The sequence below is a fragment of the Chelatococcus albus genome (genome assembly GCF_030067675.1).
In the GTDB taxonomy this organism is placed as follows: domain Bacteria; phylum Pseudomonadota; class Alphaproteobacteria; order Rhizobiales; family Beijerinckiaceae; genus Chelatococcus_A; species Chelatococcus_A albus.
This window is the reverse complement of the sequence record NZ_JASJEV010000004.1, coordinates 243,893-270,144: the sequence shown is the minus strand read 5'-3', so window position 1 is coordinate 270,144 and position 26,252 is coordinate 243,893. Positions and strand designations below refer to the sequence as shown.

At 68.7% G+C, this 26,252-nt stretch carries 22 protein-coding genes; 18 read left to right on the top strand and 4 right to left on the bottom strand.

Annotated features, from left to right (window positions below; translation table 11 throughout):
* The first annotated feature begins 118 nt into the window (after positions 1–118).
* From QNA08_RS08860 to QNA08_RS08835, 6 genes are all read left to right on the top strand, one after another.
* Entirely contained in the window at positions 119–1,669 is a 1,551-nt protein-coding gene (locus QNA08_RS08860; protein WP_283740328.1) for a gamma-glutamyltransferase, read from the top strand.
* Between the two features lie 42 nt (positions 1,670–1,711).
* Positions 1,712–2,908 (top strand): amidase, encoded by a 1,197-nt coding sequence (locus QNA08_RS08855; protein WP_283740327.1) that lies wholly within the window; start codon positions 1,712–1,714, stop codon positions 2,906–2,908.
* Between the two features lie 91 nt (positions 2,909–2,999).
* A complete protein-coding gene (locus tag QNA08_RS08850) occupies positions 3,000–3,722 on the top strand; it encodes a DUF1045 domain-containing protein (RefSeq protein WP_283740326.1) in 723 nt (240 codons plus the stop codon).
* 107 nt (positions 3,723–3,829) lie between these two features.
* On the top strand, positions 3,830–4,504 hold the full coding sequence (nthA, locus tag QNA08_RS08845) for a nitrile hydratase subunit alpha (RefSeq protein WP_283740325.1): 675 nt from the start codon (positions 3,830–3,832) through the stop codon (positions 4,502–4,504).
* Positions 4,501–5,160: a nitrile hydratase subunit beta gene (gene nthB, locus QNA08_RS08840; protein ID WP_283740324.1), complete on the top strand. Its 660-nt coding sequence runs from the start codon at positions 4,501–4,503 to the stop codon at positions 5,158–5,160. The genes nthA and nthB overlap by 4 nt, the downstream gene beginning before the upstream one ends.
* Entirely contained in the window at positions 5,144–5,533 is a 390-nt protein-coding gene (locus QNA08_RS08835) for a nitrile hydratase accessory protein (RefSeq protein WP_422679884.1), read from the top strand. The genes nthB and QNA08_RS08835 overlap by 17 nt, the downstream gene beginning before the upstream one ends.
* Before the next feature lie 14 nt (positions 5,534–5,547).
* On the opposite strand, the gene QNA08_RS08830 is transcribed toward QNA08_RS08835, so the two are convergent.
* Both QNA08_RS08830 and QNA08_RS08825 read right to left on the bottom strand, forming a co-directional pair.
* Positions 5,548–6,591 (bottom strand): nickel/cobalt transporter, encoded by a 1,044-nt coding sequence (locus QNA08_RS08830; protein WP_283740322.1) that lies wholly within the window; start codon positions 6,589–6,591, stop codon positions 5,548–5,550.
* A complete protein-coding gene (locus QNA08_RS08825) occupies positions 6,588–7,244 on the bottom strand; it encodes a DUF1007 family protein (protein WP_283740321.1) in 657 nt (218 codons plus the stop codon). The genes QNA08_RS08830 and QNA08_RS08825 overlap by 4 nt, the downstream gene beginning before the upstream one ends.
* Positions 7,245–7,582: 338 nt before the next feature.
* Between QNA08_RS08825 and QNA08_RS08820 the strand changes: the two genes are divergently transcribed.
* Complete coding sequence (locus QNA08_RS08820; RefSeq protein ID WP_283740320.1) at positions 7,583–11,083, top strand: indolepyruvate ferredoxin oxidoreductase family protein; 3,501 nt, start codon at positions 7,583–7,585, stop codon at positions 11,081–11,083.
* Between the two features lie 33 nt (positions 11,084–11,116).
* On the opposite strand, the gene QNA08_RS08815 is transcribed toward QNA08_RS08820, so the two are convergent.
* The gene (locus QNA08_RS08815; protein ID WP_340321863.1) at positions 11,117–11,755 is read right to left on the bottom strand and encodes an isochorismatase family protein; all 639 of its coding nucleotides are present in this window, start codon (positions 11,753–11,755) and stop codon (positions 11,117–11,119) included.
* Positions 11,756–11,952: 197 nt separating this feature from the next.
* Between QNA08_RS08815 and QNA08_RS08810 the strand changes: the two genes are divergently transcribed.
* From QNA08_RS08810 to QNA08_RS08770, 9 genes are all read left to right on the top strand, one after another.
* Positions 11,953–12,627: a Crp/Fnr family transcriptional regulator gene (locus QNA08_RS08810; RefSeq protein WP_283740319.1), complete on the top strand. Its 675-nt coding sequence runs from the start codon at positions 11,953–11,955 to the stop codon at positions 12,625–12,627.
* Positions 12,628–13,000: 373 nt separating this feature from the next.
* Positions 13,001–14,971: an AMP-binding protein gene (locus tag QNA08_RS08805; protein WP_283740318.1), complete on the top strand. Its 1,971-nt coding sequence runs from the start codon at positions 13,001–13,003 to the stop codon at positions 14,969–14,971.
* Complete coding sequence (locus QNA08_RS08800; RefSeq protein ID WP_283740317.1) at positions 14,968–15,771, top strand: ABC transporter ATP-binding protein; 804 nt, start codon at positions 14,968–14,970, stop codon at positions 15,769–15,771. Before QNA08_RS08805 ends, QNA08_RS08800 begins: the two co-directional genes overlap by 4 nt.
* A gap of 10 nt (positions 15,772–15,781) precedes the next feature.
* Positions 15,782–16,753, top strand: a complete 972-nt coding sequence (locus tag QNA08_RS08795) for a branched-chain amino acid ABC transporter permease (protein ID WP_283740316.1) — start codon at positions 15,782–15,784, stop codon at positions 16,751–16,753.
* Between the two features lie 22 nt (positions 16,754–16,775).
* The gene (locus QNA08_RS08790) at positions 16,776–17,876 is read left to right on the top strand and encodes a branched-chain amino acid ABC transporter permease (RefSeq protein WP_283740315.1); all 1,101 of its coding nucleotides are present in this window, start codon (positions 16,776–16,778) and stop codon (positions 17,874–17,876) included.
* A gap of 99 nt (positions 17,877–17,975) precedes the next feature.
* Positions 17,976–19,310 carry an ABC transporter substrate-binding protein gene (locus QNA08_RS08785; RefSeq protein WP_283740314.1) on the top strand — a complete coding sequence of 445 codons (1,335 nt, stop codon included), beginning with the start codon at positions 17,976–17,978 and terminating at the stop codon, positions 19,308–19,310.
* Between the two features lie 137 nt (positions 19,311–19,447).
* Positions 19,448–20,293: an ABC transporter ATP-binding protein gene (locus QNA08_RS08780; protein WP_283740313.1), complete on the top strand. Its 846-nt coding sequence runs from the start codon at positions 19,448–19,450 to the stop codon at positions 20,291–20,293.
* Positions 20,294–20,302: 9 nt separating this feature from the next.
* Complete coding sequence (locus QNA08_RS08775; RefSeq protein ID WP_283740312.1) at positions 20,303–20,938, top strand: LysE family translocator; 636 nt, start codon at positions 20,303–20,305, stop codon at positions 20,936–20,938.
* 8 nt (positions 20,939–20,946) lie between these two features.
* Positions 20,947–22,179, top strand: a complete 1,233-nt coding sequence (locus tag QNA08_RS08770) for a phenylacetate--CoA ligase family protein (RefSeq protein ID WP_283740311.1) — start codon at positions 20,947–20,949, stop codon at positions 22,177–22,179.
* A 100-nt stretch (positions 22,180–22,279) separates the two neighbouring features.
* On the opposite strand, the gene QNA08_RS08765 is transcribed toward QNA08_RS08770, so the two are convergent.
* A complete protein-coding gene (locus tag QNA08_RS08765; RefSeq protein ID WP_283740310.1) occupies positions 22,280–23,818 on the bottom strand; it encodes a bifunctional metallophosphatase/5'-nucleotidase in 1,539 nt (512 codons plus the stop codon).
* A 268-nt stretch (positions 23,819–24,086) separates the two neighbouring features.
* Between QNA08_RS08765 and hemH the strand changes: the two genes are divergently transcribed.
* Positions 24,087–25,130, top strand: coding sequence for a ferrochelatase (gene hemH / locus QNA08_RS08760; protein WP_283740309.1), 1,044 nt, complete (start codon positions 24,087–24,089; stop codon positions 25,128–25,130).
* Positions 25,131–25,242: 112 nt separating this feature from the next.
* Positions 25,243–26,244: an SPFH domain-containing protein gene (locus QNA08_RS08755; protein ID WP_283740308.1), complete on the top strand. Its 1,002-nt coding sequence runs from the start codon at positions 25,243–25,245 to the stop codon at positions 26,242–26,244.
* The last annotated feature ends 8 nt before the right edge of the window (positions 26,245–26,252 follow it).

Here is a 26,252-nt window from a genome sequence, read left to right as displayed (position 1 = left end):
TTCGCGGCGGCAGCGGGCGGCGCGCGGCAGGCCCCGCCGCCCGGGGTGCGTTTCACGCACTACCTCAAAGGCGCCTCCCCATGCAAGGATGCGCCGCCCCGATTTGCCTCCGCATCCGATGCTCGACACGCCGACATTCTCCTCCGCCGCCGTCGCGGCGCCCCATCCGCTCGTTGCCGAAACGGGCCGCAATCTTCTGGCCGCAGGGGCGAACGCCCTCGAAGCGGCGCTCGGCATGGCGGCGACGAGCGCGGTCGTCCTGCCGCATCTCAACGGTCTTGGCGGCGATGCCTTCTTCGTCGTGCGCGCCGCCTCGGGCCGGGCCTGGGTCATCGACGCCGCCGGCCCCGCCGGCGCTCTCGCCACCGCCGATCGCTACCGCGCCATGGGCTATGAGGCTTTGCCGCGGCGCGGCGGCCATGCGGCGCTCACGGTGGCCGCCGCCGTCGCGGGCTGGGCCGTGGCGCTGGACCTCGCCCGCCATCTCGGGGGCAGGATGCCGCTCGACATGCTGCTGGCGGAGGCCCTGCAGCACGCACGCACCGGCGTGGCCGTCCCGCCAGACCTTGAGGCGGCGGCGCGCGTCGACCTTGCCGCCCTCGGCGAGGCCCCGGGCTTCGCCGAGACCTTCCTCAACGGGGAAAAGCCGCCGGCAGTCCGCCGCTCCCTGACGCAGCCGGCACTCGCTGCCGTCATCGACCATCTCGCCCATGCCGGCCTCGCCGATTTCCATCGGGGCGACGTCGGCCGCGAGCTCGCTGTCGATCTTGAGCGTTTCGGCGCGCCGGTGACGCGGCGCGATCTCGAAACCTGCCGTGCCGAGGCGCGCGAGGCAGAGGCCGCCGCCCTCGATGGCGCGACCCTGCACGTCGCGCGCTCGCGGCGCGGGATGGTGCTGGCCTCGACGGCCGGACTGCGGGATCGGCTCGCGCCGAGGGCAGCGCGCGACGCGGTCGGCATCCACGCCCTCGTCGAGGCGCGCAAGCGGGCGCTGCGAGCGGCGGCCGAGGCAGAGGTGCCCGCGCCTCTCGCCGGCCTCGATCTCGACCGGCTCGCCGCGCGCATCACGGCGGAGGGCGTCGGCGCACCGCCGCCGGCTGTCCCGTTCCCGGCATCGGGCGTGTTCATCGCCGCCGCCGACATGGCCGGCAATGTCGTCGGCCTGAGCCAGTCGCTCGGCGCTCCGTTCGGCTCGGGCTGCGTCCTGCCGTGCACGGGGATGCTCTGGCAAGGCTGGGCGGGGGCCTTCTCGCTCCATTCCCTTGCCGCAGAACATCTGCGTCCGGGCCGAGCGCCCGACGTGCTTGATGCTGCGGTGGTCGCTTGGGACGACGGCCGCGTTACGGCCTGTGGCGCGAGCGCGGACCGCGGGGACGTCGTCGTGCAGCTCATCGCCGCCCTGCGGACCGGCGACGAACCGGCTGCGGTGCTCGCCGCGCCGCGCTGGTGCCTGCGGCCGGATGCGGCCGGCGAGACGGTCATCCTCGCCGTCGAGGAGGCGGCCGATCCGTCAGTGGTCCGCGCGCTGCGGCGTGCAGGCCATGCCGTGGAGCAGGGCGACACGACGGTGCCACCCTTCGGGTGCGGCGGCCTCGTGCTCCGCCATGCGCGCGGCCGTGTCGAGGCGGCTCACGACCCGCGCGGCACGGGGACGGCGGCGGGCCTGTGAGCCTTCATTCGTTCATGACGATCAAGCTGCAAGGAACCGGCGATGCATGACGATCACCTGCATGCCTTCATGCCCTATCCCGAAGTGCCTGTCGCGCATGCGCCGGAGGGGCCGCTCGCCGGGCTCAGGCTCGCCGTCAAGGATCTCTACGACGTCGCCGGCTATCCGACGAGCGGCGGCAACCCTCTGATGCTCGTCCGCTCGGGCATCAAGCAGACGACGGCGCCGCTCGTGCAGCAGCTCCTCGACGCCGGTGCCCGTTTCGTCGGCAAGACGGTGACGGACGAACTTGCCTTCGCGATGAACGGCAAGAACGCCCATTTTGGCACGCCGGTGAATGCCGCCGCGCCGGAGCGCATTCCCGGCGGCTCCTCCTCCGGCTCGGCCTCGGCCGTCTCCGGCCACCTCGCCGATATCGCGCTCGGCACCGATACCGGCGGCTCCGTGCGCGCCCCGGCAAGCTATTGCGGGCTCTTCGGCATCCGTCCGACGCACGGGCGCCTCTCCCTCGACGGCTGTCTGCCGCTCGCGCCGAGCTTCGATACGGCGGGCTTCTTCGCCCGCGATGCGGCAACCTTCGAGGCGGTGGCCGAGGTGCTCCTCGGCGACGATCCCGCTCCGCTCACCGACGAGCCGGCGCTCCTCGTGGCGGAAGACCTCTTCGCCCGCGCCACCCCAGAGGCGGCCCGCGTTCTGAAGGCCGCCCTGACGCGCGCCTCGTTGCGCCTGCAGGACATGCGTGCGCTCGAGGAGACCGTGAGCGGCCACGAGGAGCTCTACTGGACCTTCCGCCGCCTGCAGGGCCGCGAGGCCTGGGAAGCGGACGGGGCCTTCATCGAGCGCTATGCGCCGCCCCTCGGCCCGGGCGTCGCCGAGCGTTTCGCCTATGCCCGCGGCGTTACGGACGCCGAGGTCGAGGAAGCCGGACGCGTGCGCGAGGTCTTCCGCGCCCATCTCGGGCGCCTTGTCAACGGTGGCGACGTGCTGGTGCTGCCCACGGTGCCGGATGTCGCGCCCCTTCTCTCCGCCTCGGAGGGAGCGCTCGAAGATTTCCGCACGCAGGCATTGCATCTTCTGTGTCTGTCCGGCCTGAGCGGTTTCCCGCAGATCACGGTGCCCGTCGCCATGAAGGACGGCGCTCCGCTCGGCCTGTCGCTTCTCGGTCGTCCGGGCTGCGACCGCACCCTCGTCGGGCTCGCGCTGCGGCTCGCCGACGCTGCTGCCGTGCGCGTCGCCTGAGGGCAGTCGCGTCATCAAACTGTCGAGGGGCACGGCGATGCAGCGGTCCTCCATCGCCGGCCCGCTTCGCTTCCCAGGACGAGCCTCTGCCATGCCCGCCGCTCGCTATGCCATCTATTTCGCCCCTCCCGCCGACAGCGCTCTCTGGCGCTTCGGCTCCTCGGTCATCGGCTATGACGGGGCGAGCGGCACGGACGTGCCCCAGACCCGGCCGCCGGGTTTCGACGCCGCGACGTTCCGCGCCCTGACGGAGGAGCCGCGACGCTACGCCTTCCACGCGACCATCAAGGCGCCCTTCCGGCTCGCCAAGGGGCGGACCGAGGCCTCGCTCGTCGAGGCCATGGCGCACTTCGCCGCCGCGCATTCGGCCTTCACGCTGCCACGCCTCGCGGTCACGCCCGTCGGGCGCCATCCTGCCGAGGGCGGCTTCCTGGCGCTCACCGAACCCGAACCGGAGCCGACGGCCGCGCTCGTTGCGCTTGAGCGTGCGACCGTGGAGGCCTTCGAGCCGTTCCGCGCGCCGCCGAGCGAGGAGGAGCGCGCCAGGCGCCGGCCCGAGCGGCTGAGCGAGCGCCAGCGCGTCTATCTCGATCGCTACGGCTACCCCTACGTGCTCGAGGAGTTCCGCTTCCACATGACGCTGACGGGGCGCCTCCGGGATGCGGAGCTCACGCGAGCCCATGCGGGGCTTGCGGCGCTGCACGCCGCGGCCGTGCCCGAGGGGCCCGTGACGATCGACGCCTTGACGATCTTCCGGCAGGCCGGCCCACACGAGCGCTTCCGCATCCTCGCGCGCTTCGCCCTGGGGGCGTGAACCGCGGCGTGCAGGGGGCCCCGGCATGCGCGAACGGGGCCTGTCCCGCGGCTGCCTGCAGGGATAGAGTGCGCCGACGCTCGAGCAGCGAAAGACGACGGCCCGCCATGCACGACCACCGGAACGCCGAACATCACCATCGCAGTCATGACCACGACGGGCACGATCACGGCCACGAGCACGAGGGCAGCGAGCTCTCCGAGATGGCCCTGCGCGTGAAGGCGCTCGAGTCCATCCTCGTCGAGAAGGGTTATGTCGACCCCGCGGCGCTCGACGTGCTCATCGAGACCTACGAGACCAAGATCGGTCCGCGCAACGGCGCGAAGGTCGTGGCGAAGGCCTGGGCCGACCCCGCCTTCCGCGACTGGCTCCGGCAGGATGCGACGGCGGCCATCTGGTCGCTGGGCTTCACCGGCCGGCAGGGCGAGCATATTGTGACGGTCGAGAACACGCCCACGACGCACAACATGGTCGTGTGCACGCTGTGCTCCTGCTATCCTTGGCCCGTTCTCGGCCTGCCGCCGGTCTGGTACAAGTCCGCCCCCTATCGCTCGCGCGCCGTCATGGATCCGCGCGGCGTCCTTGCCGATTTCGGCGTGACGCTGCCCGAGACGACGGAGATCCGCGTGTGGGACTCCACCGCCGAGACCCGCTACCTCGTCATCCCCATGCGCCCGGCCGGCACCGAGGGCTGGAGCGAGGACGAGCTCGCCGCGCTCGTCACGCGCGATTCCATGATCGGCACCGGACTTGCCCGCGATCCGAAGGAGGTCAGGCCGTGAACGGAGCCCAGGACCTCGGCGGCATGATGGGCTTCGGCCCGATCGTGCCGGAACCGGAGGAGGAGCGCTTCCACGCCGAATGGGAGAAGCGCGCACTCGCCGTGACGCTTGCCATGGGTGCCACCGGCATGTGGAGCATCGACACGAGCCGCCACGCGCGCGAAACGCTGCACCCGGCCGACTATCTCGCCTCGAGCTATTACGAGATCTGGATCAAGGGGCTCGAGAAGCTCCTCGTGGCGCATGACCTCGTCAGCCCGGAAGAACTGCGGCAGGGGCGCGCGCTGTCGCCGGGGAAGCCCGTGAAGCGGGTGCTCGCCGCTGCGGACGTGCCGGCCGTGCTCGCCCGGGGCACGCAGTACGACCGTCCGGCCGAGGCGCCGGCGCGCTTTGCCGTGGGCGAGCGGGTACGCGCCAAGGTCATGCATCCGGTGGGCCATACCCGCCTGCCACGCTATGTGCGGGGCCGGACCGGCGTCGTCGAGCGCATTCACGGCGTCTTCGTCTTCCCCGACACGATGGCGCACGGCAAGGGCGAGCATCCGCAATGGCTCTACGTGGTGCGCTTCGGCGGCCGGGAGTTGTGGGGCGAGGAGGCCGATCCGGTGCTGTCCGTCTCCGTCGACGCCTGGGAGAGCTATCTTGAGCCGGCATGAGGACATTGCCGCCGCGGTCTGCGGCGTGGCCCCGCTGCCGCGCGACGACGAGGGGCCTGTGTTCCGCGAGCCGTGGGAGGCGCAGGCCTTCGCCATGGCGGTGACGCTCCACGAGCGCGGCGTCTTCACCTGGGCCGAATGGGCGGCGGCGCTCTCGGCCGAGATCAGCCGCGCGCAGGCCGTCGGAGATCCCGACCTCGGCGACAGCTACTATCGCCACTGGCTCAAGGCGCTGGAGCAGCTCGTTGCCGAGAAGGGCGTGTCGAGCGCGGCGGCGCTCGAAGCACGCCGGCAGGCCTGGGACCGCGCCGCGCACGCGACGCCGCACGGCCAGCCGATCCTCCTTGAGAACGATCCGCTGGCGAAAGACTAGCCGGAGCGCTTGTGTCAGCTCGGCAGGCCGCTCGCGCGCAGGCCGGCGAGAAGCGCGAGGCCGAGGACCAGCACGAAGGCCGACGCAAGCACTTCGAGACCGGTCACCGCCACGGTGCCGGCGAGGCCACGCCCGCCGGCGAGTTTCAGCGCGAAGGCCTTGGCGAAGACGGCGAGCGTTGCGAGCGCGCCCGTGGTCAGCGCCGTGCCGAGCGCCATGGCGAGGGTCGCGGCCACCCCGGCGGCGAAGAGGCCCTGCGACAGGGCGAAGACGAGCACGATGATGGCGCCCGAGCACGGGCGGATGCCGGCGGCAACGACGACACCCGCCACCTCGCGCCAGCTCCTCATGCGGTCGATCGTGTCGGGCGGCGGCAGGTGCACGTGGTCGCAGTGGTCGTCGCAGGCGCCTGCCCGTGCGGGCGTCACACCGCGGGCCATGGCGCGCACGGTGAGGAACTTGCCCGCCTTGCGCCACAGGAGCACCGCGCCGACGAGCGCCACTGCGCCGAAACTCACGAGCTCGATCGTATGGGCGGTGGCGTTGATGCTGCGCGCTGTCGCGCCGAGAGCGAGCGCGAATAAGGCGACGATGGCGATGGCAACGGCGGCCTGCAGCAGCGCCGCGGCGAGGCTCATCCAGAGCCCGCGCTTCAGCGAGCGCTCGCTCGCCACGAGATAGGCCGAGATCAGCCCCTTCCCATGGCCGGGGCCGGCAGCGTGGAAGACGCCGTAGGCGACACCGATGCCGACGAGCGGCCAGATCGCGCCGTCCTGCTTCAGTGCCGCGACCGCACTGGTCAGCGCCCGGTAGAACTGCGACTGCACGGCGAGGATGAAACCGCCGAGGCCGGTCGCTGCGGGCACCGCCTCGCGCAGCCCCGTGCCGAAGGGGTTCTTGGGCGCGGGGGGCGGCACGGGCGTGGAAAGGCCCGCCAGCCAGCCGAGGAGGGCAACGAGACCGCCGACGACGAGGAGCGCCGCGAGCGCCACGGCAAGACGGGCGGTCGGGCTCCCGCCGCGTGGCAGGGTCTCCGGACCGGCGGTCGTCGGGCTCACGGGCAGGCCACGATGACGCGGTTGGAGAACTGCTGGCCGAAGGCCGAGGAGGCGTTGAGCGCCTCGAAGAAGGCTTCCGACAGGTTCTGCTGCTGGGCCGGGTCGACCGGCTTCGGCCGCGTCACGGTCTTGGCGCAGCCCTGCGGCGCGCCGGCGAGTTTCACGGCATCATCTCCCTCGGCCATGGCGAAGGCAACGAAATAGGTCGGGTCATAGACCTCGAGCGCCAGAGCCCGCCCGGAGGCGGGCGTCTTGAGCGGCAGCGTGAAGGTCAGGTTCAGCGCTTTGTTCTCGTACGTGAGCCCGTAGTCGACGGGATCGCTGAACTGCACCTTGGCACCGTTCGCCTTTGCCGTGGTGAAATAACCGTATTCGTTGAGGGACTCGACATTGACCTTGGCGAGCTCGGCGAGCTCGTCGGGCGAGAGCTTGCCGTCGCCGTTCCTGTCGAGGCCCTGCACGGCAAAGGCCGAATAGGCGGCGTCGAAGACGAAGGAATGCCGCACGCCACTGACCTTGCCCTCGGCCGTGTAGACAATCTCGCTCTTCACGGTCACCCAGACGTGCGGGTGCGCGAGGGCGGGACCTGCCGCGGCCAACGCGGCGAGGCTCGCGGCAGTACTGGCAAAACGGCGGAGGGGCGAGGCTTGCATGGCTCTATCCGTGCGCGGGGCGCGACGGCCCAGTGGGAACGGTGGCCGCACAGGGTTAAGGAACCCCTGACGCGCGTCCCGACCTTCGCGAGCGTTCTCGCATCAGTGCGGCGAAAGCGAGGCGCAGGTGTTGCCCGCCTTGCTCCATCACTCCGTCGCGCAGGAAGGTAGTTTGGAATTCGTTGACGGAGGAGGCGGGATATGTCAGCGTTGCTGACATAATTGTGCGCCGACCTGCACGCCCAAGTTCAACCCCAAATTCAACCCCAAGTTCAATCCCAGTCCGGGACAACCCGGCCGACGAGCGCCGCAAAGAGCGCCACCGGAGGAAAACCGCGATGGCTGAAAAGGCCGTGGCGCTGAAGGACGTCGCACTCGACGACAAGTACGACCTTGCGAAGGATCGTATCTTCATCACCGGCACACAGGCGATCGTCCGCCTGATGCTGATGCAGCGTGAGCGCGATCGCCGTGCCGGGCTGAACACGGCCGGCTTCGTTTCGGGCTATCGCGGCTCTCCGCTCGGTGGCCTCGACCAGCAGTTCCTGCGCGCCAAGCGCTTCCTCGATCCGGCGAGCATCCTCTTCCAGCCGGGTCTGAACGAGGACCTGGCCGCGACAGCGGTCTGGGGCACCCAACAGGCCGAGATGCGTGGCGAGGGCAAGTACGACGGCGTCTTCTCGATCTGGTACGGCAAGGGCCCGGGCGTCGACCGCGCGGGCGACGTCTTCCGTCACGCCAACATGGCCGGCACCTCCAGGCACGGCGGCGTGCTGGCCCTGATGGGCGACGATCACACGGCCGAATCCTCCACTGTGGCGCACCAGACGGAGTTCAACTTCGTCGACATGATGGTGCCGATCCTCAACCCGGCCGGGGTGCAGGAACTCGTCGACTACGGTCTTTACGGCTTCGCCATGAGCCGCTTCTGCGGCACGTGGGTGGCGCTCAAGGGCATGAAGGACACGGTGGAGTCGACGGCTGTCATCGACGGCTCGCTCGACCGCCTCGGCATAGTCCTGCCGGAAGACTTCGTCATGCCGCCGGGCGGCCTCAACATCCGGCCCGGCGACAACATCCTCGAGCAGGAAGCGCGCCTGCACGAGTTCAAGCGCGAGGCGGCGCTCGCCTTCGTGCGCGCCAACAAGCTCAACAGGATCATCACGTCCGGCGGCCGCAACCCGAAGGTCGGCGTTGTGAGCGTCGGCAAGAGCTACCTCGACGTGCGCCAGGCGCTCGAGGACCTCGGCATCGATGAGGTGCGGGCGAACGACGTGGGGCTGCGTCTCTACAAGATCGCCTGCCCCTGGCCCATCGGTCGCCTCGACCTCCTCGACTTCGCGCGCGATCTCGACATGGTCATCGTCGTCGAGGAGAAGCGCTCGCTCATCGAGGTCCAGGTGCGCGAGGAGCTCTACGGCACGGCCAACCAGCCCATAGTCGTCGGCAAGCGCGACGAGGCGGGCAACTGGCTCTTCCCCGTCAAGGGCGCCCTCGATCCGAACGACATTGCCATCGCCGTGGGCGAACGGCTCCTGCGTTACCATCCGAGCGAGGAGCTCGCGCAGCGCGTCGCCCGCATCAGCCAGGCGCAGACGGTCCTTGCCGAGACAAAGGATGTCGCGACCCGCGTGCCGCACTTCTGCTCGGGCTGCCCGCACAATTCCTCCACCGTCGTGCCCGAGGGCATGCGCGCCTATGCCGGCATCGGCTGCCACTACATGGTGCAGTGGATGGAGCGCTCCACCGAGGGTTTCACCCAGATGGGCGGGGAGGGGGCGAACTGGATCGGCGAGGCGCCGTTCTCGACCCGCCGCCACGTCTTCCAGAATCTTGGCGACGGCACCTACAACCACTCGGGCGTGCTCGCCCTGCGCTGGGCGGTCGCGACCAGGACGAACATTACCTACAAGATCCTCTTCAACGATGCCGTGGCCATGACGGGCGGCCAGCGCCACGAGGGCGGGCTGACCGTCGACATGATCGCCCGGCAGGTGCGGGCCGAGGGCGTCGAGCGCATCGCGCTCGTGTCCGACGAGCCGTACAAGTACCCGGCCTCGATCCAGTGGCCGGCAGGCATCACCTTCCACCACCGCGAGGAGCTCGACGCGGTGCAGCGCGAGCTTGCGGCGATCCCCGGCGTGACAGTGATGATCTACGACCAGACCTGCGCCGCCGAGAAGCGCCGCCGGCGCAAGAAGGGCGAGTTCCCCGATCCCGACAAGCGCATGATCATCAACGAGCTCGTCTGCGAGGGCTGCGGCGACTGCGGTGTCAAGTCGAACTGCGTCTCCGTCCAGCCGCTCGAGACCGAGTTCGGCCGCAAGCGCCAGATCGACCAGTCGAATTGCAACAAGGACTTCTCCTGCGTCAACGGCTTCTGCCCCTCCTTCGTCACCGTGCACGGAGCGAAGGTGAAGAAGGCGGCCGCTCCGGCCGCCCGGGATGCAGGGGGCTGGGGCAGCCTGCCCGAGCCCATGCTGCCGGAGTTCCCGCCCGGCAAGCCGTGGAACATCATCGTCACCGGCATCGGCGGCACGGGCGTCGTCACCATCGGCGCCATCCTTGGCATGGCGGCCCATCTCGAGGGCAAGGGCTGCGGCATGATCGACATGGCAGGCCTCGCCCAGAAGGGCGGCGCCGTCTACAGCCACGTGCGGCTCGCAGCCCGGCCGGAGGATATCCACGCCATCCGCGTCTTTGCCGGCGAGGCCGACCTCATCCTTGGCTGCGACCTCGTCGTCACCGGCACCAAGAAGGTGCTCGCCGCCGTGCGCCAGGGCCAGACGACGGTGCTCGTCAACACCGCCGAGGTGCATCCCGGCGAATTCACGCGCAACGCCGACTATTCCCTGCCGGCCGAGCGCGTGAAGCGCGCCATCGCCCACGCGGCAGGGCGCGAGGGCGCCGTCTTCATCGACGCCACCGGCATCGCCAACGCCATCATGGGCAATGCCATCGCCGCCAACATGTTCCTGCTCGGCGTCGCCTATCAGCTCGGCAAGGTGCCGGTCTCGGCGGCGGCCATCGAGCGGGCCATCGAGCTCAACGGCGAGGCCGTCGCCATGAACAAGCAGGCCTTCCTGTGGGGCCGCCGGGCCGCGCTCGAGCCCGCCAGGATCAACGAGATGGCGGCGCCGGCGCGCGAGGCGACGCCGGCTCGCCACCTGTCACACACCCTGGAGGAGATCGTTGCCCGCCGCGTCGACTTCCTCACCGCCTATCAGAACGCGGCCTATGCGGCGCGCTATCGCGCGCTCATCGAGCGCGTGCGCGAGAAGGAAGCGGCGGTCGTGCCCGGTTCCACCGCGCTCGCCGAGGCCGTGGCGCGCTACCTCTTCAAGCTCATGGCCTACAAGGACGAATATGAGGTGGCGCGTCTCTATACCGACGGCAGTTTCCAGCGCCAGCTCAGGGCGACCTTCGAGGGCAAGGACCTGCGGCTCGAATTCCACCTCGCGCCGCCGATCCTCGGACGCAGGGACGCACAGGGCAATCCGCGCAAGACAACCTTCGGACCGAGGATGCTGACGGCCTTCCGCCTGCTCGCGAAGCTCCGCTTCCTGCGCGGCACGGCGCTCGACCCCTTCGGCCGGACGGAGGAGCGGCGCATGGAGCGCCGCCTCATCGCCGACTACGAGGCGCTCCTCGAGGAGATCCTGGGGAAGCTCGACGCGGACAACCACGCGCTCGCCGTGGCGCTCGCCGCGATCCCCGAGAAGATCCGCGGCTTCGGCCACGTCAAGCTGCGCCATCTCGACAAGGCGAAGCGCGAGGAGGCGGACCTCATCGCCCGCTTCCGCGCCGGTGAGCACCCGCTCGCCGTGGCGGCGGAATAGCGCGGGTGCCGGCCTGACGACGCGGTTGAAGGTTCAGCCGCGCCGCAGGAAGCCGATCGCCTCCCGCGGACCGTCCTTGACCAGCGCGAGCGCCTCGCGAAAGGCGGGATGCGTGCAGTCCCGCAGCCATTCGAAGACGACCATCTCGGTCGTGACGATCTCGATGCGGTGATGGGCGAGCCGCTGCAGGGCGCCTGCCTTGCTTTCCGGCCGGCGCGAGGCGACGGCGTCCTGCACGATGACAGGCGCGAAGCCCTTCGCGGCGAGGCCGAGCGCCGTCTGCAGCACGCAGACGTGGGCTTCCCAGCCGGCGACGACGATGCTGGCGCGGTCGGGGGAGAGCAGGCCGGTCAGGCCCGTCCCGGCGCTCGCGTCGAAGCTCGTCTTGGCGACGGTGGTGTCGGCGCGGCCGGCGAGTTCATCCACGGTGCCACCGAGGCCGGCCGGATTCTGTTCCGTGGCGAGGATCGGCACGCCGAGAAGGTGCGCCGCCGCGGCGAGGCGCTGCGCATTGGCGATGGCGGCCGCCGCGCCGCTGATCGCCGGCATGAGCCGCGCCTGGAAGTCGACGAGAAGGAGGGTCGATCGGGCGGCGTCGAGCATGCGGATCTCCACGATTCTGAGGGCGTTCCTGTCGCAACGGGCGGTGTCGGCCGTGCGGCGGGCGGTCACAGCCCTCGCATCCGCCACGGCCGACCGCAAGTCTCGCGCAGGCCTCGGATCGTCGTCTCCTCCCAAAGGCGTGGCTGTCCAATGGAGAGCGGGCTTGAGTGCCGCCGCCCCTCCTGAGCATACTGCCGCGCGCGATCCGGACCTGTGCCGCCGGGATCGCGCGCTCGGTACTCGGCTCGCAACTTCGGACTGTGCTGGTGATCTCCTCCGACCGACTGCAAGGCATCGCCACCTGGGCAAGCGAACTGAGCGATGAGGAGTGCGAACGGGCGTGTCGGGGCATCGTCGAGAAGACCTATGCCAAGGGCTCCTACATCTGCCATCGCGGCGACCGGCTCGACGCCTGGCTCGGCGTCGTCTCCGGCCTCGTCAAGGTCAGCACCATTTCCAACATGGGCAAGGCGGTGACCTTCGCGGGCGTGCCGTCCGGCGGATGGTTCGGCGAGGGCACGGTGCTGAAGGACGAGGCCCGCCAGTACGATCTCGTGGCGCTGCGCGACACGCGCCTGGCGATGATGAACGGGGCCACGTTCCGCTGGCTCTTCGAGCATAGCGTCGGCTTCAACCGCTTCCTCGTGCGCCAGCTCAACGAGCGGCTCGGACAGTTCATCGCCCTCATCGGCTATGACCGCATGCTCGACGCCCCGGCGCGCGTGGCGCGCTGCGTGGCCTGGCTGTTCAACCCGGTGCTCTACCCGAGCGTCGGCAGTTTTCTCGAGATCAGCCAGGAGGAGCTCGGCCTCCTCTGCGGGCTGTCGCGCCAGGTGACCAACAAGAGCCTGAAGGATCTGGAGGCGGCGGGCCTCGTGCGCATCGAGCACGGCGGCCTCGCCGTCGTCGACCTCAAGCGACTCGGCCGCTACGGCGAATAGCGCCGGCGCCACCACGGTATTGGTGTTTCTGCACGTCCCTTTCGCGATGGGTCAATCGCCTCCGGCGCGGATGCGCAGGCCGCGGCACCTGCACAAGGAGGGCGCGGACGGGGGCGGGAGCACCACCAATTGCGGATCTCCGCCAGCCTTTGCCGCGCAATGAAGGCAGTATAATCTTGGGAAAAGGCGGAAAACGGCCGAAAAGGCACGGAACACCGCAGCCATAGCCAACAAGGCGATGGTTTGTCTGTCAAGGGGAAGCTTGCTTCGTCCTGCAACCCTTGCAAACTGCAACCATCAACGAAGCTCCGGGCAATGACCACGGGGCAGGGGAACGCCATAGCCCTGCGGGGCGTCAGGGAGGACGAGCGCCGTGACCACGGCCGATGACGCGCGCGCCGACACCTTTGCCAAGCTTCTCGCCAGGAACGCCGCCGTGCGTGGCGACCGTCCGGCCTTTCGCCACAAGGACCTGGGCATCTGGCAGACGTGGACCTGGGCGGAGGTCTACAACATCGTCCGGGCGCTGGCGCTCGGGCTCAGTCGCCTCGGGCTGAAGCGCGGCGACACGATCGCCATCGTCGGCGCCAACCGGCCGAAGCTTTACTGGTCGGTGATGGCGGCGCAGGCGCTTGGCGCCGTGCCGGTGCCTGTCTATGCCGACGCCGTCGCCGACGAGCTCGCCTACGTCCTCGCCCATGCGGAAGTGCGTTTCGCCGCGGTGCAGGACCAGGAGCAGGTCGACAAGATCCTCTCCGTGTCCGAGGCCCTGCCGCATCTCGAACAGATCGCCTACGACGAGCCGCGCGGCCTGCGCGAGTACGATCACACGCGCCTCCATCCCCTCGACGAGGTCATCGCCGACGGGCGCGCGGCCCTCGCCCAGGACCCCGGCCTCGACGCCTGGCTCGACCGCGAGATCGCCGCAGGCAGGGGCACCGACAGCTCCATCATGCTCTACACCTCGGGAACGACCGGGCGCTCGAAGGGGGTGCTCCTGTCGGCCGGGCGCAGCATCCAGGCCGCCTCCGACACGGTGGCCTTCGACAGGCTCACCGACCGTGATGAGGTGCTCGCCTATCTGCCGCTCGCCTGGGTGGGCGATCACTATCTGAACTATGCCCAGGGGCTCGTCGCCGGCTTCTGCACGGCCTGCCCGGAATCGACCGAGACGGCGATGCAGGACCTGAAGGAGATCGGCCCGACCTTTTACTTCGCCCCGCCGCGGGTCTTCGAAGCGATGCTCACCCGCGTCATGATCCGCATGGAGGACGCGGGGGCGCTGAAGCGGAAGATGTTCCACTACTTCATCGACGTGGCGAAGCGCTACGGCGAGAAGATCCTCAACGGCGAGCCCGTGCCCCTCGGCGGGCGGCTGCTCTATGGCCTCGGCGAGCTCCTCGTCTATGGGCCGCTCAAGAATGTGCTCGGCTTCTCGCGCGTGCGCACCGCCTATACCGCCGGCGAGGCCATCGGGCCGGAGCTCTTCTCCTTCTACCGCTCGCTCGGCCTGAACCTGAAGCAGCTCTACGGCCAGACCGAGGCGTTCCTCTACGTGACGGCCCAGCCCGACGGGCAGATCCGCCCCGACACGGTGGGGCCGGCCATGACCAACGTGGCGATCCGCATCGCCGAGGACGGCGAGGTGCAGTTCAAGTCGCCGGGCATGTTCGTCGGCTATTTCAAGGACCCGGAGAAGACGGCCGAGGCACTGACGGAGGACGGCTTCGTCAAGACGGGCGATGCCGGCTTCTTCGACGCCGACGGCCACCTGAAGATCATCGACCGCGCCAAGGATGTCGGACGGCTCGCGGACGGCTCCCTCTTCCCCCCGAAATACATCGAGAACAAGCTGAAGTTCTTCCCCAACATCAAGGAGGCGGTGGCCTTCGGCGACGGGCGCGATTGCGTCACCTGCTTCGTCAACATCGACCTGACGGCGGTGGGCAACTGGGCCGAGCGCAACAACGTCTCCTATGCCTCCTACCAGGAACTCGCCGGCCACCCGCTCGTCTACGACATGATCGAGAAGCACGTCGACGCGGTGAACCGCTCGCTCGCCCGCGAGCCGCAGATGGCGGGGGCGCAGATCAAGCGCTTCCTCATCCTGCACAAGGAACTCGATGCCGACGACGGCGAGCTCACGCGCACGCAGAAGGTGCGCCGGCGTTTCATTGCCGAACGCTACGCTCCCCTCATCGACGCCTTCTACACGGGCGCGACGGAGGCCGACATCTCCACCGAGGTCACCTTCGAGGACGGGCGCAAGGGCGTCATCTCGGCGCGGGTGAAGATCCGCGACATGAACACCTATCCGGCCGAGCGCGAGGAGAAGGCGGCATGAGGGCACCGGGTTCGAACGCCGGCGTCGCCGCAGGCGACGTCCTGCTCGCGGTCGAGAACGTCTCGCTGCGGTTCGGCGGGGTCAAGGCCATCACGGACGTCTCCTTCGACATCCGCAAGGGCGAGATCCGCGCCATCATCGGCCCGAACGGCGCGGGCAAGACGTCGATGCTCAACGTCATCAACGGCTTCTACCACCCGCAGGAGGGGCGCATCACCTTCAAGGGCAGGACGCGCTCGCGCATGCGGCCCTATGTGGCGGCGAGCCAGGGCATCGCGCGCACCTTCCAGAACGTCGCCCTCTTCAAGGGCATGACGACGCTCGACAACATCATGGCCGGGCGCACCCTCAAGATGAAGCGCGGCTTCTTCTGGCAGATGCTGCGCCACGGCCCGGCGCTCGCCGAGGAGATCGAGCATCGCCGGCAGGTCGAGGAGATCATCGACTTCCTGGAGATCGAGCACATCCGCAAGGTGCCGGTGGGGCGCCTGCCCTACGGGCTGCAGAAGCGCGTGGAGCTCGGCCGGGCGCTAGCCATGGAGCCGGAGCTGCTGCTGCTCGACGAGCCGATGGCCGGCATGAACCTCGAGGAGAAGGAGGACATGTGCCGCTTCATCCTCGACGTGAACAACCAGTTCGGCACGACGATCGCCCTCATCGAACACGACATGGGTGTCGTCATGGACCTGTCCGACCGCGTCGTCGTGCTCGAATACGGGCGCAAGATCGCCGACGGCGTGCCGGACGAGGTGAAGCGCGACCAGAAGGTCATCGACGCCTATCTCGGCGTGGCGCATTGAGGGCGAGGCGATGGAACTTCTCTACAACATCTTCGTCGGTCCCTTCGCCGAGATGGCGCGAGCGCCCGACCTCCTCGTGCAGACCCTGTGGGAAGGGCTCGTCTCCGGCGTGCTCTACGCCCTCATCGCGCTCGGCTTCGTGCTCATCTTCAAGGCCTCGGGCGTGTTCAACTTCGCCCAGGGCATCATGGTGGTCTTCGCCGGCCTGACCCTCGTCGGCCTCTACGAGGCGGGCGTTCCGGCCTTCCTCGCGCTCCTCATCACCATCGGCGTCATGTTCGCGCTCGCCGTCTGCATTGAGCGCGCGGTGCTCAGGCCACTCGTCAACCAGCCCGACATCATCCTCTTCATGGCGACCTTCGGGCTCACCTACTTCCTCATCGGTTTCGGGGAACTCGTCTTCGGCGGCAACCCGAAGGTGATGATCGCCGACGAGCTCTATCTGCCGAAGGGCGCTGTCGATCTGCCGATGTTCGGCGGCCTCGTTTCCCTGCAGAAGATCGACATCGCCGCTGCCGTCATCGCCTCGGCGATGGTCGCGGGGCTTGCCGTCTTCTTCCAGAAGACGCGCATCGGCCGAGCGCTGCGCGCCGTGGCCGACAGCCACAAGGCGGCGCTTTCGGTCGGCATCTCGCTCAACCAGATCTGGGTGATCGTCTGGTTCACCGCCGGCATCGTGGCGCTCGCCACGGGCATCATGTGGGGCGCGCGCTCGGACGTGTCCTTCGCCCTGCAGATCATCGCGCTCAAAGCCCTGCCCGTGCTCATCCTGGGGGGCTTCACCTCCGTCCCCGGTGCCATCGTGGGGGGCCTCATCATCGGCATCGGCGAGAAGCTCGGCGAGTTCTACTTCGCCCCCGCCATCCTCGGCTCCGCCCTCGGGCGCGGTGTCGAGAGCTGGCTCGCCTATTTCATCGCGCTCGCCTTCCTGCTGTTCCGGCCCCAGGGCCTGTTCGGCGAGAAGATCATCGAGCGCATCTGACCGGTCGCAGGGAGACCTAACCGTGTTCTACCGCGAAGCAGGCCAGTTCAAGACGACCTATGCAGCCGACATGGCGGTGTTCCCGATCCTGCAGGACAAGATCGGCATCGCTGTCATCGTCGCCGCCGCCGTTCTCCTTCCCTTCCTCGGGGCGGCCGGGATCGTCTCGCCGCAGACGCAGAACTTCCTTCTGCAGGTGGTGGCGATCCCCTTTCTCATCTTTTCGCTCGCGTCCATCGGGCTCAATCTCCTCACCGGCTACACGGGGCTTCTCTCCCTCGGCACCGCGGGCTTCATGGGGGTGGGGGCCTATGCCTGCTACAAGCTGACGACCTACTTTCCCGGCGTGAACATCATCGTCTGGGTGCTGGCGTCGGGCTTCTTCGCGGCCGGCATCGGCGTCGTCTTCGGCCTGCCGTCGCTGCGCATCAAGGGCTTCTATCTCGCGGTCGCCACGCTCGCCGCCCAGTTCTTCCTGCAGTGGTGCTTCATCCGCATCCCGTGGCTCTACAACGAGAACGCCTCGGGTGCGATCGAGGTGCCGCAGCGCACCCTCCTGGGCGTGCCGGTGACGGGGCCGACGGCAACCGCTGAGACGCGCTACTTCGTCGTCCTCGCCATCGTCGCGGGCCTCACTTGGATCGCTTCGAACCTGGTGCACGGCCGCATCGGCCGCTCCTGGATGGCGGTGCGGGACATGGACATCGCCGCCGAGCTCATGGGCATCAAGCTCTTCGACACGAAGCTCCTCGCCTTCGCGGTCTCCTCCTTCTACTGCGGCGTTGCCGGGGCGCTCCTCGTCTTCCTCTGGTACGGCGGGGCGGAGCCGGAGGTGTTCTCGATCAACCAGTCCTTCCTGATCCTGTTCATGGTGATCATCGGGGGGCTCGGCAGCCTCGTCGGCTCCTATTTCGGCGCGGCGCTCATCTACATCCTGCCGATCGTCCTGCGCCTCCTGCCGGAGAGTCTCGGCATCCCGATCGGCGGCGCCACCATCGAGCACCTGACCTTCATGATCGTCGGCGCGCTCATCATCTTCTTCCTGATCGTCGAGCCGCACGGCCTCGCCCGGCTCTGGCAGATCGGCAAACAGAAGCTCCGGACCTGGCCCTTCCCCTACTGAGGAGCGGGAGGGGGCAACCGCCGCAACGCGGCTCGTCACGGAGACGTCGAACGTTCGGGGGCGGAAGCGCTGCCTCCGACACACAGGGAGGAACGAGGAATGTCACTGCGCAGAATTGCAATTGGCGCTGCCGCCGCTGCCCTTCTCGGCGGCACGGCGCTCACCACGGTGCCGGCCGCGGCGCAGGAAACCATCTACGTCCCGCTGCTCACCTACCGCACCGGCCCCTTCGCCGGCTCCGGCATCCCGATCGCCGACGGCATGCACGACTACCTGCGCATGCTCAACGAGCGCGACGGCGGCATCGGCGGGGTCAAGCTCGCGATCGAGGAATGCGAGACAGGCTACGACACCAAGAAGGGCGTCGAGTGCTATGAGGCGACCAAGGGCAAGAACCCGGTGATGTACAACCCGTATTCGACCGGCATCACCCTCCAGCTCATCCCGAAGGCCGCCGTCGACAAGGTGCCGCTGCTCTCCATGGCCTACGGCCTTTCGGCCTCCGCCGACGGCACTGTCTTCCCCTGGATCTTCAACCCACCGGCGACCTACTGGGACGGCGCCTCCGTCTTCATCCGCTACGTCGCCGAGAAGGAGGGTGGCTTCAACAAGCTCAAGGGCAAGAAGATCGGCCTGCTGCACCTCGACGCGCCCTACGGCAAGGAGCCGATTCCGCTGCTCGAGAACCTCGCCAGGCAATATGAGTTCGAGCTGAAGCTCTATCCCGTGCCAGCGCAGGACATGCAGAACCAGGGCTCGGTGTGGCTCAACGTGCGCCGCGACCGGCCGGACTGGATCTACCTGCAGGGTTGGGGCGCCATGAACCCGACGGCCGTCAAGGAGGCCGTCAAGGCAGGCTTCCCCATCGGCAAGCTCGTCGGCGTGTGGTGGGCCGGCGGCGACGATGATGCGCGCGCGGGCGGTCCCGAGGCCAAGGGCTACAAGTCGCTCGACTTCCACGCCGCCGGGGCCGACTTCCCCGTCATCAAGGACATCCAGAAACACGTCGTCGACAAGGGGCTGTCGAAGTATCCGAAGGACAAGATCGGCGACAACCTCTACAACCGCGGCGTCTACAACTCGATGCTGATCGCCGAGGCGATCCGCAACGCCCAGAAGGTCACCGGCAAGAAGGTGGTGACCGGCGAAGAGGTCCGGCGCGGCCTCGAGACGCTGAACATCACCGAGGCGCGGCTGAAGGAGCTCGGCATGGAGGGCTTCGCCGCCCCCGTGCGGGTGAGCTGCGAAGACCACAACGGCCACCACAAGGTCTATGTCGCCGAGTGGGACGGCACCAAGTGGACGAAGAGCACGGACTGGATCGAGCCGATGAAGGACAAGGTGCGTCCGCTGATCGAGGCGGCCGCCAAGGACTACGCGGCCAAGAACACCGGCTGGCCGAAGCGCACCGAGACCTGCGACAGGCCGTCGTGAGGCAGGCCGCGATGATCCCTCCCCCGACCGCGGGGGAGGGGTGAACGAAGCAAGACCGGGTGGGGAAGTCCCCCATCCGAGGGCGAAGCCTCGCGGCTTCGCTTCCACCCTCCTTCCGGGAGGATGAGGAGCTGCACATGATCCCCGCTACTGCCGCCCCGCCGAAGGCGGAGACCGCCTCCGAGGCCATCCTGTCGGTCAACAACATCGAGGTGATCTACGACCACGTCATCCTCGTGCTGAAGGGCGTGTCGCTGACCGTGTCCAAGGGCGGCATCGTGGCGCTTCTCGGCGCCAACGGCGCCGGCAAGACGACGACGCTGAAGGCGATTTCCAATCTTCTGCGCGCCGAGCGTGGCGAGGTGACCAAGGGTTCCATCGAGTTCAAGGGCGAGCGCGTCGACCGCATGACGCCGAACGAGCTGGTGCGGCGCGGCTGCATCCAGGTCATGGAAGGCCGCCACTGCTTCGGCCACCTCTCCATCGAGGAGAACCTGCTTACCGGCGCCTTCACGCGCCGGGACGGCGGCGCCGCCATCAAGCGCGACCTGGAGATGGTCTACAGCTACTTCCCCCGCCTCAGGCAGCGGAAGAATTCCATGGCCGGCTACACGTCCGGCGGCGAGCAGCAGATGTGCGCCATCGGCCGGGCGATGATGTCGCGACCCTCGATGATCCTGCTCGACGAGCCGTCCATGGGCCTCGCACCGCAGGTCGTGGAGGAGATCTTCGAGATCGTGAAGGACCTCAACACCAAGGAGGGCGTGTCCTTCCTCCTTGCCGAGCAGAACACCAACATGGCCCTGCGCTACGCGACCTACGGCTACATCCTGGAGACCGGGCGTGTCGTCATGGACGGTGATGCCGCCCATCTGCGCGAGAACGAGGACGTCAAGGAGTTCTACCTCGGCGTCACCGAGGGCGAGCGCAAATCCTTCCGCGAGGTGAAGAGCTACAAGCGCCGCAAGCGCTGGCTGGCGTGAGGAGAGCCCATGCTGCCGATTGAAACGGGAACGCTCGCCGCCTTCGCGCTCGTCGCGCTCGGCATGGTGCTGACCCCGGGCCCGAACATGATCTACCTCGTCTCCCGCTCGATCACGCAAGGGTGGCGGGCGGGCGCGGTCTCGCTCCTCGGTGTCGCCATCGGCTTCGTCGTCTACATGGTCGCGGCGGCGGTGGGGCTCACGGCCCTCGCCCTGGCGGTGCCGTTTCTCTACGAGGCGATCAAATGGGCGGGCGCCCTCTGCCTGCTCCATCTCGCCTGGCAGGCGGTGAGGCCAGGGGGCAGCACGCCCTTTGCGCCGCGTGCCCTGCCGCATGACGGACCGGCGAGGCTCTTCGCCATGGGCCTGCTCACCAATCTCCTCAATCCCAAGATCGCGGTTCTCTACATGTCGCTCCTGCCCCAGTTCGTCGATCCGGCGAGGGGTGACGTCCTGCTGCAGAACGTGCTTCTCGGGGTGACGCAGATCGGCGTCAGCGTGAGCGTCAACCTCATGATCGTCTTGTTCGCGGGGGCGATCGCCACATTCCTCGCCCGGCGCCCCCTGTGGCTGTCGGTGCAACGTTATCTCATGGGAGCGGTTCTTGCGGGGCTTGCCGTCAGGCTCGCCACGGACCGGCGCTGAGGGGCACGATGTCCGATTTCTATGATCATCTCGAGGCCCGCGACCCTGCACAGCGCGAGGCCGACCTCATGGGCCGCCTGCCGACGGTCGTCGCCAAGGCCATGCAGGCGCCGGCCTACGCCGCGCATCTGAACGGCGTGCAAGCCCTCGACGTCACGAGCCGCGCGGCCCTGGCGGCGCTGCCCGTGCTGCGCAAGTCCGACCTGCCGGCCCTCCAGAAGGCGGACCCGCCCTTCGGCGGCTTCGTCGCCGAACCCATGGGGGGCTTCGCCCGCCTCTTCACCTCGCCCGGGCCGATCTTCGAGCCCGAGTGCAACCATTCCGATCCCTGGCGCTCGGCCCGCGCGCTCTACGCCGCGGGTTTCCGCCAGGGCGATATCGTCCTCAACACCTTCTCCTATCACCTCACCCCGGGCGGATTCATCCTCGACTCTGGCTGCCGCGCCCTCGGGTGCCCGGTCATTCCCGCGGGTCCCGGCAATACCGAACAGCAGCTCCAGGTCATCTCCGCCTACCGGCCCTTCGCCTATACCGGCACGCCCGACTTCCTGAAGATCATCCTTGAGGCCGCGGACAACGCCGGGGTCGACGTCTCGTCGCTCCGCAAGGCGGTTGTCTCGGGTGCGGCCTTCCCGCCGTCGCTGCAGAAGGCCTTCGCCGAGCGGGGCATCGACGGCTACCAGGTCTACGCCGTGGCCGAATGCGGCGTCGTCGCCTACGAGACGCCGGCGCGCGAAGGCCTCGTCGTCAACGAGGACATCATCGTCGAGATCGTCCGCCCGGGCACGGGAGACCCGGTGGCCGAAGGGGAGGTCGGCGAGGTCGTCGTCACCTCCCTCGATCCGCATCACCCGATCGTGCGCCTGGCGCTCGGCGATCTCTCCGCCCTCCTCGGCGGCATCAGCCCTTGCGGGCGCACCAATGCGCGCATCAAGGGCTGGATGGGGCGCGCCGACCAGACCACGAAGATCAAGGGCATGTTCGTGCGTCCCGAGCAGGTGGCGGAGGTGGCCAAGCGGCATCGCGAGCTCGGCCGCCTGCGCCTCGTCGTGACGCGCGAGGACGAGATGGACGTCATGACGCTCAAGGTGGAGAGCGGGGTCCAGGACGCGGCCCTCGCCCGTACGATCGCCGCAACCGTCCACTCCGTGACGAAGCTCAAGGGCGCCGTCGAGTTCGTGCCCCCCGGCAGCCTGCCGAACGACGGCAAGGTGATCGCCGACGAGCGCAAGTACGACTGAACCGGCGGACGAGCCCGGCCATGAGGCGGACCGGCCGTCGGTGATCGCCGACGGCCGGATCGCTCCCTCGGGTTCTGCAGCGGGTCTCGGCCCGGAACCCTTACTTGGCCACGATCCGCCCCTCGGGCTTCAGGTTGATCGTGCCGAGCTTGCGCGCATAGATCATGACGTCGTTGGCCATCAGCTTGCCCTGCACGTCGAGGTCGCCGCCCTTCACGCCCTTGGCGAAGCTCGTATAGCCGTCGCCACCGCGCAGCATGAAGTCGTTGGTCGCAACCTTGTAGGTGGCGACGTCGTCGAGCGGCTTGTCGCCGTCCTTGCCGGTGACGCTCACCGAGACGATGCGGCTGCCGGCCGGCTGCTTGGGGTCGAACACCACCTTGAGGCCCGAGACCTGCGGGAACCGTCCGGCGCGGCTTTCATACTGCGATACGCCGTTCTCGAGCGCGGCGCGGACGTCCTTGCCGGTGATCTCGGTCATGACCGTGCGGTTGCCGAAGGGAAGCTCCGTGAGGATGTCGCGGCGCGTCAGCTTGTGGCCCACGGGATACTGCTTGTTGGCACGGATGCCGCCGCCGTTGGTGATGGCGATGTCGGCGCCGGTCGCCGCCCTGAGTGCGTCCGCGATCAGGTCGCCGATGGCCGCCTCCTGCGAGCGCACGACGGTGGTGCGGCTGTCGAGCTCGGCGCCGAGGGTCGCGACATCGACGTCGAGCTCCTTGGACAGCTCCGCCTCGTAGCCCTTGACGACGGCGAGCACCTCGGGGTCGGGCGTCACGGCGCGCGAGTCGTTGACGCGGAAGGTCGGCGTCCATGTCACCTGCCGCTTGTCGCCCTCGCCGGTGACGGTGGCCGTGAAGTCGATCGCCGTGACGTAGTTGCCCTCCTCGTTCGACTCCACCATCACCGTCTTGCCGTCGAAGCCGATGGCGAGGTCGTGGTCGTGGCCGGTGAGCAGCACGTCGACGAGGCGCGAGCGCACGATCTGGTTGTCCACGGCGCGGTCGGTGTGCGTCACGGCCACCACGAGATCGGCCTTCTGCTCGCGCAGCTTCCTGGCCTCCGCCTTCAGTGTGTCCATGACCGGCAGGAACTTGAGGTCGCCCGGACTCGACATCTGCGGCACGCTCTCGAGGACGAGGCCGACGACGCCGACCTTGATTCCGCCGAGGTCGAAGACGCGGTTGTCGACATGGCCGGGCAGAGGCTGGCCGGCGGCGTCGCGCATGTTCGCCGCGAAGACGGGGAACTTCGCCTCCGACAGGCGCTTGAAATAGGTCTCCTTGCCGAAGTCGAACTCGTGGTTGCCCGGCACGAAGACGTCGGGCTGCACGAGATTGGTCAGAGCCACGATGTGGGCGCCCTGGTCGAAACCCGACATGAGCGAGGGAGACAAGGTGTCGCCCGCATGGACGAAGAGCATGGGCACGCCGCGCGCCCGCTCGGCCTTGACGATGGCCGCGAGCCGCGCGAAGCCGCCTTTCCCCTTCTCCTCGCCCATCTTGTAGATGTCGTTCACGAGGAGGAGGGTGAAGGTCGCCGGCGGCGTCTGTGCCTGGGCTTCGCGCGGAAGGGCGGCCGCCGCGAGGCCCGCGGTGAGGCCGAGGCGCAGGGTTTGACGGCGGGAAATGTCGCTCATGGCTGACCCTCTGGGAAGACCTGCATCTTGGACTTGGCAGCGTTCTGGACGGTGAGGATGCCGGCGCGGCGCCCCGCCGGCAAGCGCCAGACGGAGGTGTCTTGCAGGTAGGATGATAAGGGGTGCGGTCAGGCGGGAGCGACCTTGCGCGGACGCATGTCGCTGCCTCTGCGGCGATGGGTCCGGTTGTATTGCGGCACCTGACAGTGGACGGAAGACGACAATGAGCGGCCTCTCGCCGCGCCGAGCCTTGTCCGGAGCCCAAGCGTTGCAGCGTCACGAAGCGGCCGCCGCCGCCCCCCGTCCCGCCGACCGGTCGCCGGCGAAATCCGGCCGTGTCGGCATCCTCCTGATGAATCTCGGCACGCCGGACGCGACCGACTACTGGTCGATGCGCCGCTATCTCAAGGAATTCCTCTCCGATCCGCGGGTCATCGAGACGCCGCGCTGGTTGTGGTGGCCGCTGCTCAATCTGATCATCCTCACGACGCGGCCCGGCAGGAAGGGCCGGGACTACGAGACCATCTGGAACAGGCAGCGCAACGAGTCCCCGCTGAAGACGATCACGCGTTCGCAGGCCGAGAAGCTCGCGGCGGCGCTCGACGACGGGCGCATCGTCGTCGACTGGGCCATGCGCTACGGCAACCCGAGCGTCGCGTCGCGGCTCGAGGTGCTGCAGAGGCAAGGCTGCGACCGCATCCTCGTCGCGCCGCTCTATCCCCAATATGCTGCCGCCACGACGGCGACCGCCTGCGACAAGGCCTTCGAGGCGCTGATGAAGATGCGCTGGCAGCCGACGATCCGCGTCCTGCCGCCCTATCACGACGATCCCGTCTACATCGACGCGGTGGCCGCCTCCCTCAGGACCGGGCTCGGAAAACTTCCCTTCGAGCCCGAGGTGATCCTCGCCTCCTTCCACGGCGTGCCCAGGGACTACGTGCTGAAGGGTGACCCCTACGAGCGCCAGTGCATCGAGACGGTGGCGCTGCTGCGCGCGGCGCTCGGCCTGCCCGAGGACCGCCTCATGCTCACCTTCCAGTCGCGCTTCGGCCGGGCGGAGTGGCTGCAGCCCTACACCGACATGACGGTGAAGGGCCTCGCCGAGAAGGGCGTCAGGCGGCTCGCCGTGGTCATGCCCGGCTTCTCCGCCGACTGCCTGGAGACGCTCGAGGAGATCGCCGGCGAGAATGCCGAGATCTTCCGCCACCATGGCGGGGACCAGTTCGCGGCCATCCCCTGCCTGAACGATTCGCCCGAGGGCATGGCCGTCATCGAGCATCTGGTGCGCCGCGAGCTGCAGGGCTGGCTCTAGGAGCCGGCGCGAGGCCGAGGTAGCGCGTTCCGCCGTCCGGGCTTGCCGGCTTCGCCGGCATGCCCGACACTGCCGCCGGCTGCATCGTACCTTGCGGGCCCGGGGGGATTCGATGTTTGGTTTCGACCTTTTCGTCGTCGTGCTCGTCGCTGTCGTCATCCTGACGATCGCACTCGGCGTGCGTACGGTGCCGCAGGGCTTCGCCTATACGGTCGAGCGGTTCGGCCGCTATGCGCGCACGCTCGGGCCCGGCCTCGGCCTGATCGTTCCCTACGTCGAATCGGTCGGCAAGAAGGTCAACATGATGGAACAGGTGCTCGACGTGCCGAGCCAGGAGGCCATCACAAAGGACAATGCCGGGGTGAAGATCGACGCTGTAGCCTTCTTCCAGGTGCTCGACGCCGCCCGCGCTTCCTACGAGGTGGCGGACCTGTCGCAGGCCCTGCTCACCCTGACGATGACGAACATCCGCACCGTCGTCGGCTCCATGGACCTCGACCAGCTCCTGTCGCATCGCGACGAGATCAACGAGCGCCTCCTGCGCGTCATGGACGCGGCGGCCTCGCCCTGGGGCGTCAAGGTCACGCGCATCGAGATCAAGGACATCCTGCCGCCGGCCGATCTCGCCGACGCCATGGCCCGGCAGATGAAGGCCGAACGCGAGAAGCGCGCCGCCGTGCTCGAGGCAGAAGGCCAGCGCCAGGCCGAGATCCTGCGGGCGGAGGGCCAGAAGCAGGCCCAGATCCTCGCCGCCGAGGGCCGCAAGGAGGCCGCCTTCCGCGACGCCGAGGCGCGCGAGCGGCAAGCGGAGGCCGAGGCGCGCGCCACCGCCATGGTGAGCGAGGCGATCACGCGCGGCGACCTTGCGGCCGCGAACTTCCTCGTCGCCGAGAAATACGTCGATGCCCTCAAGACACTCGCCGGGGCGCCGAACCAGAAGGTGCTCGTCGTCCCGATCGAGGCCGCGAGCCTCGTCGGCACGCTCGGCGGCCTTGCCGAGATCACGAAGACTGTCTTCGGTGACGGTGGCGCGACGACCGCCGCGCGCGGCCGGCTCCAGGGCCGCCCCGGTTCTGGCGTCCCGCCGACCGGGACCGCCCTGCCCAACTCCTGAGTCGGGAC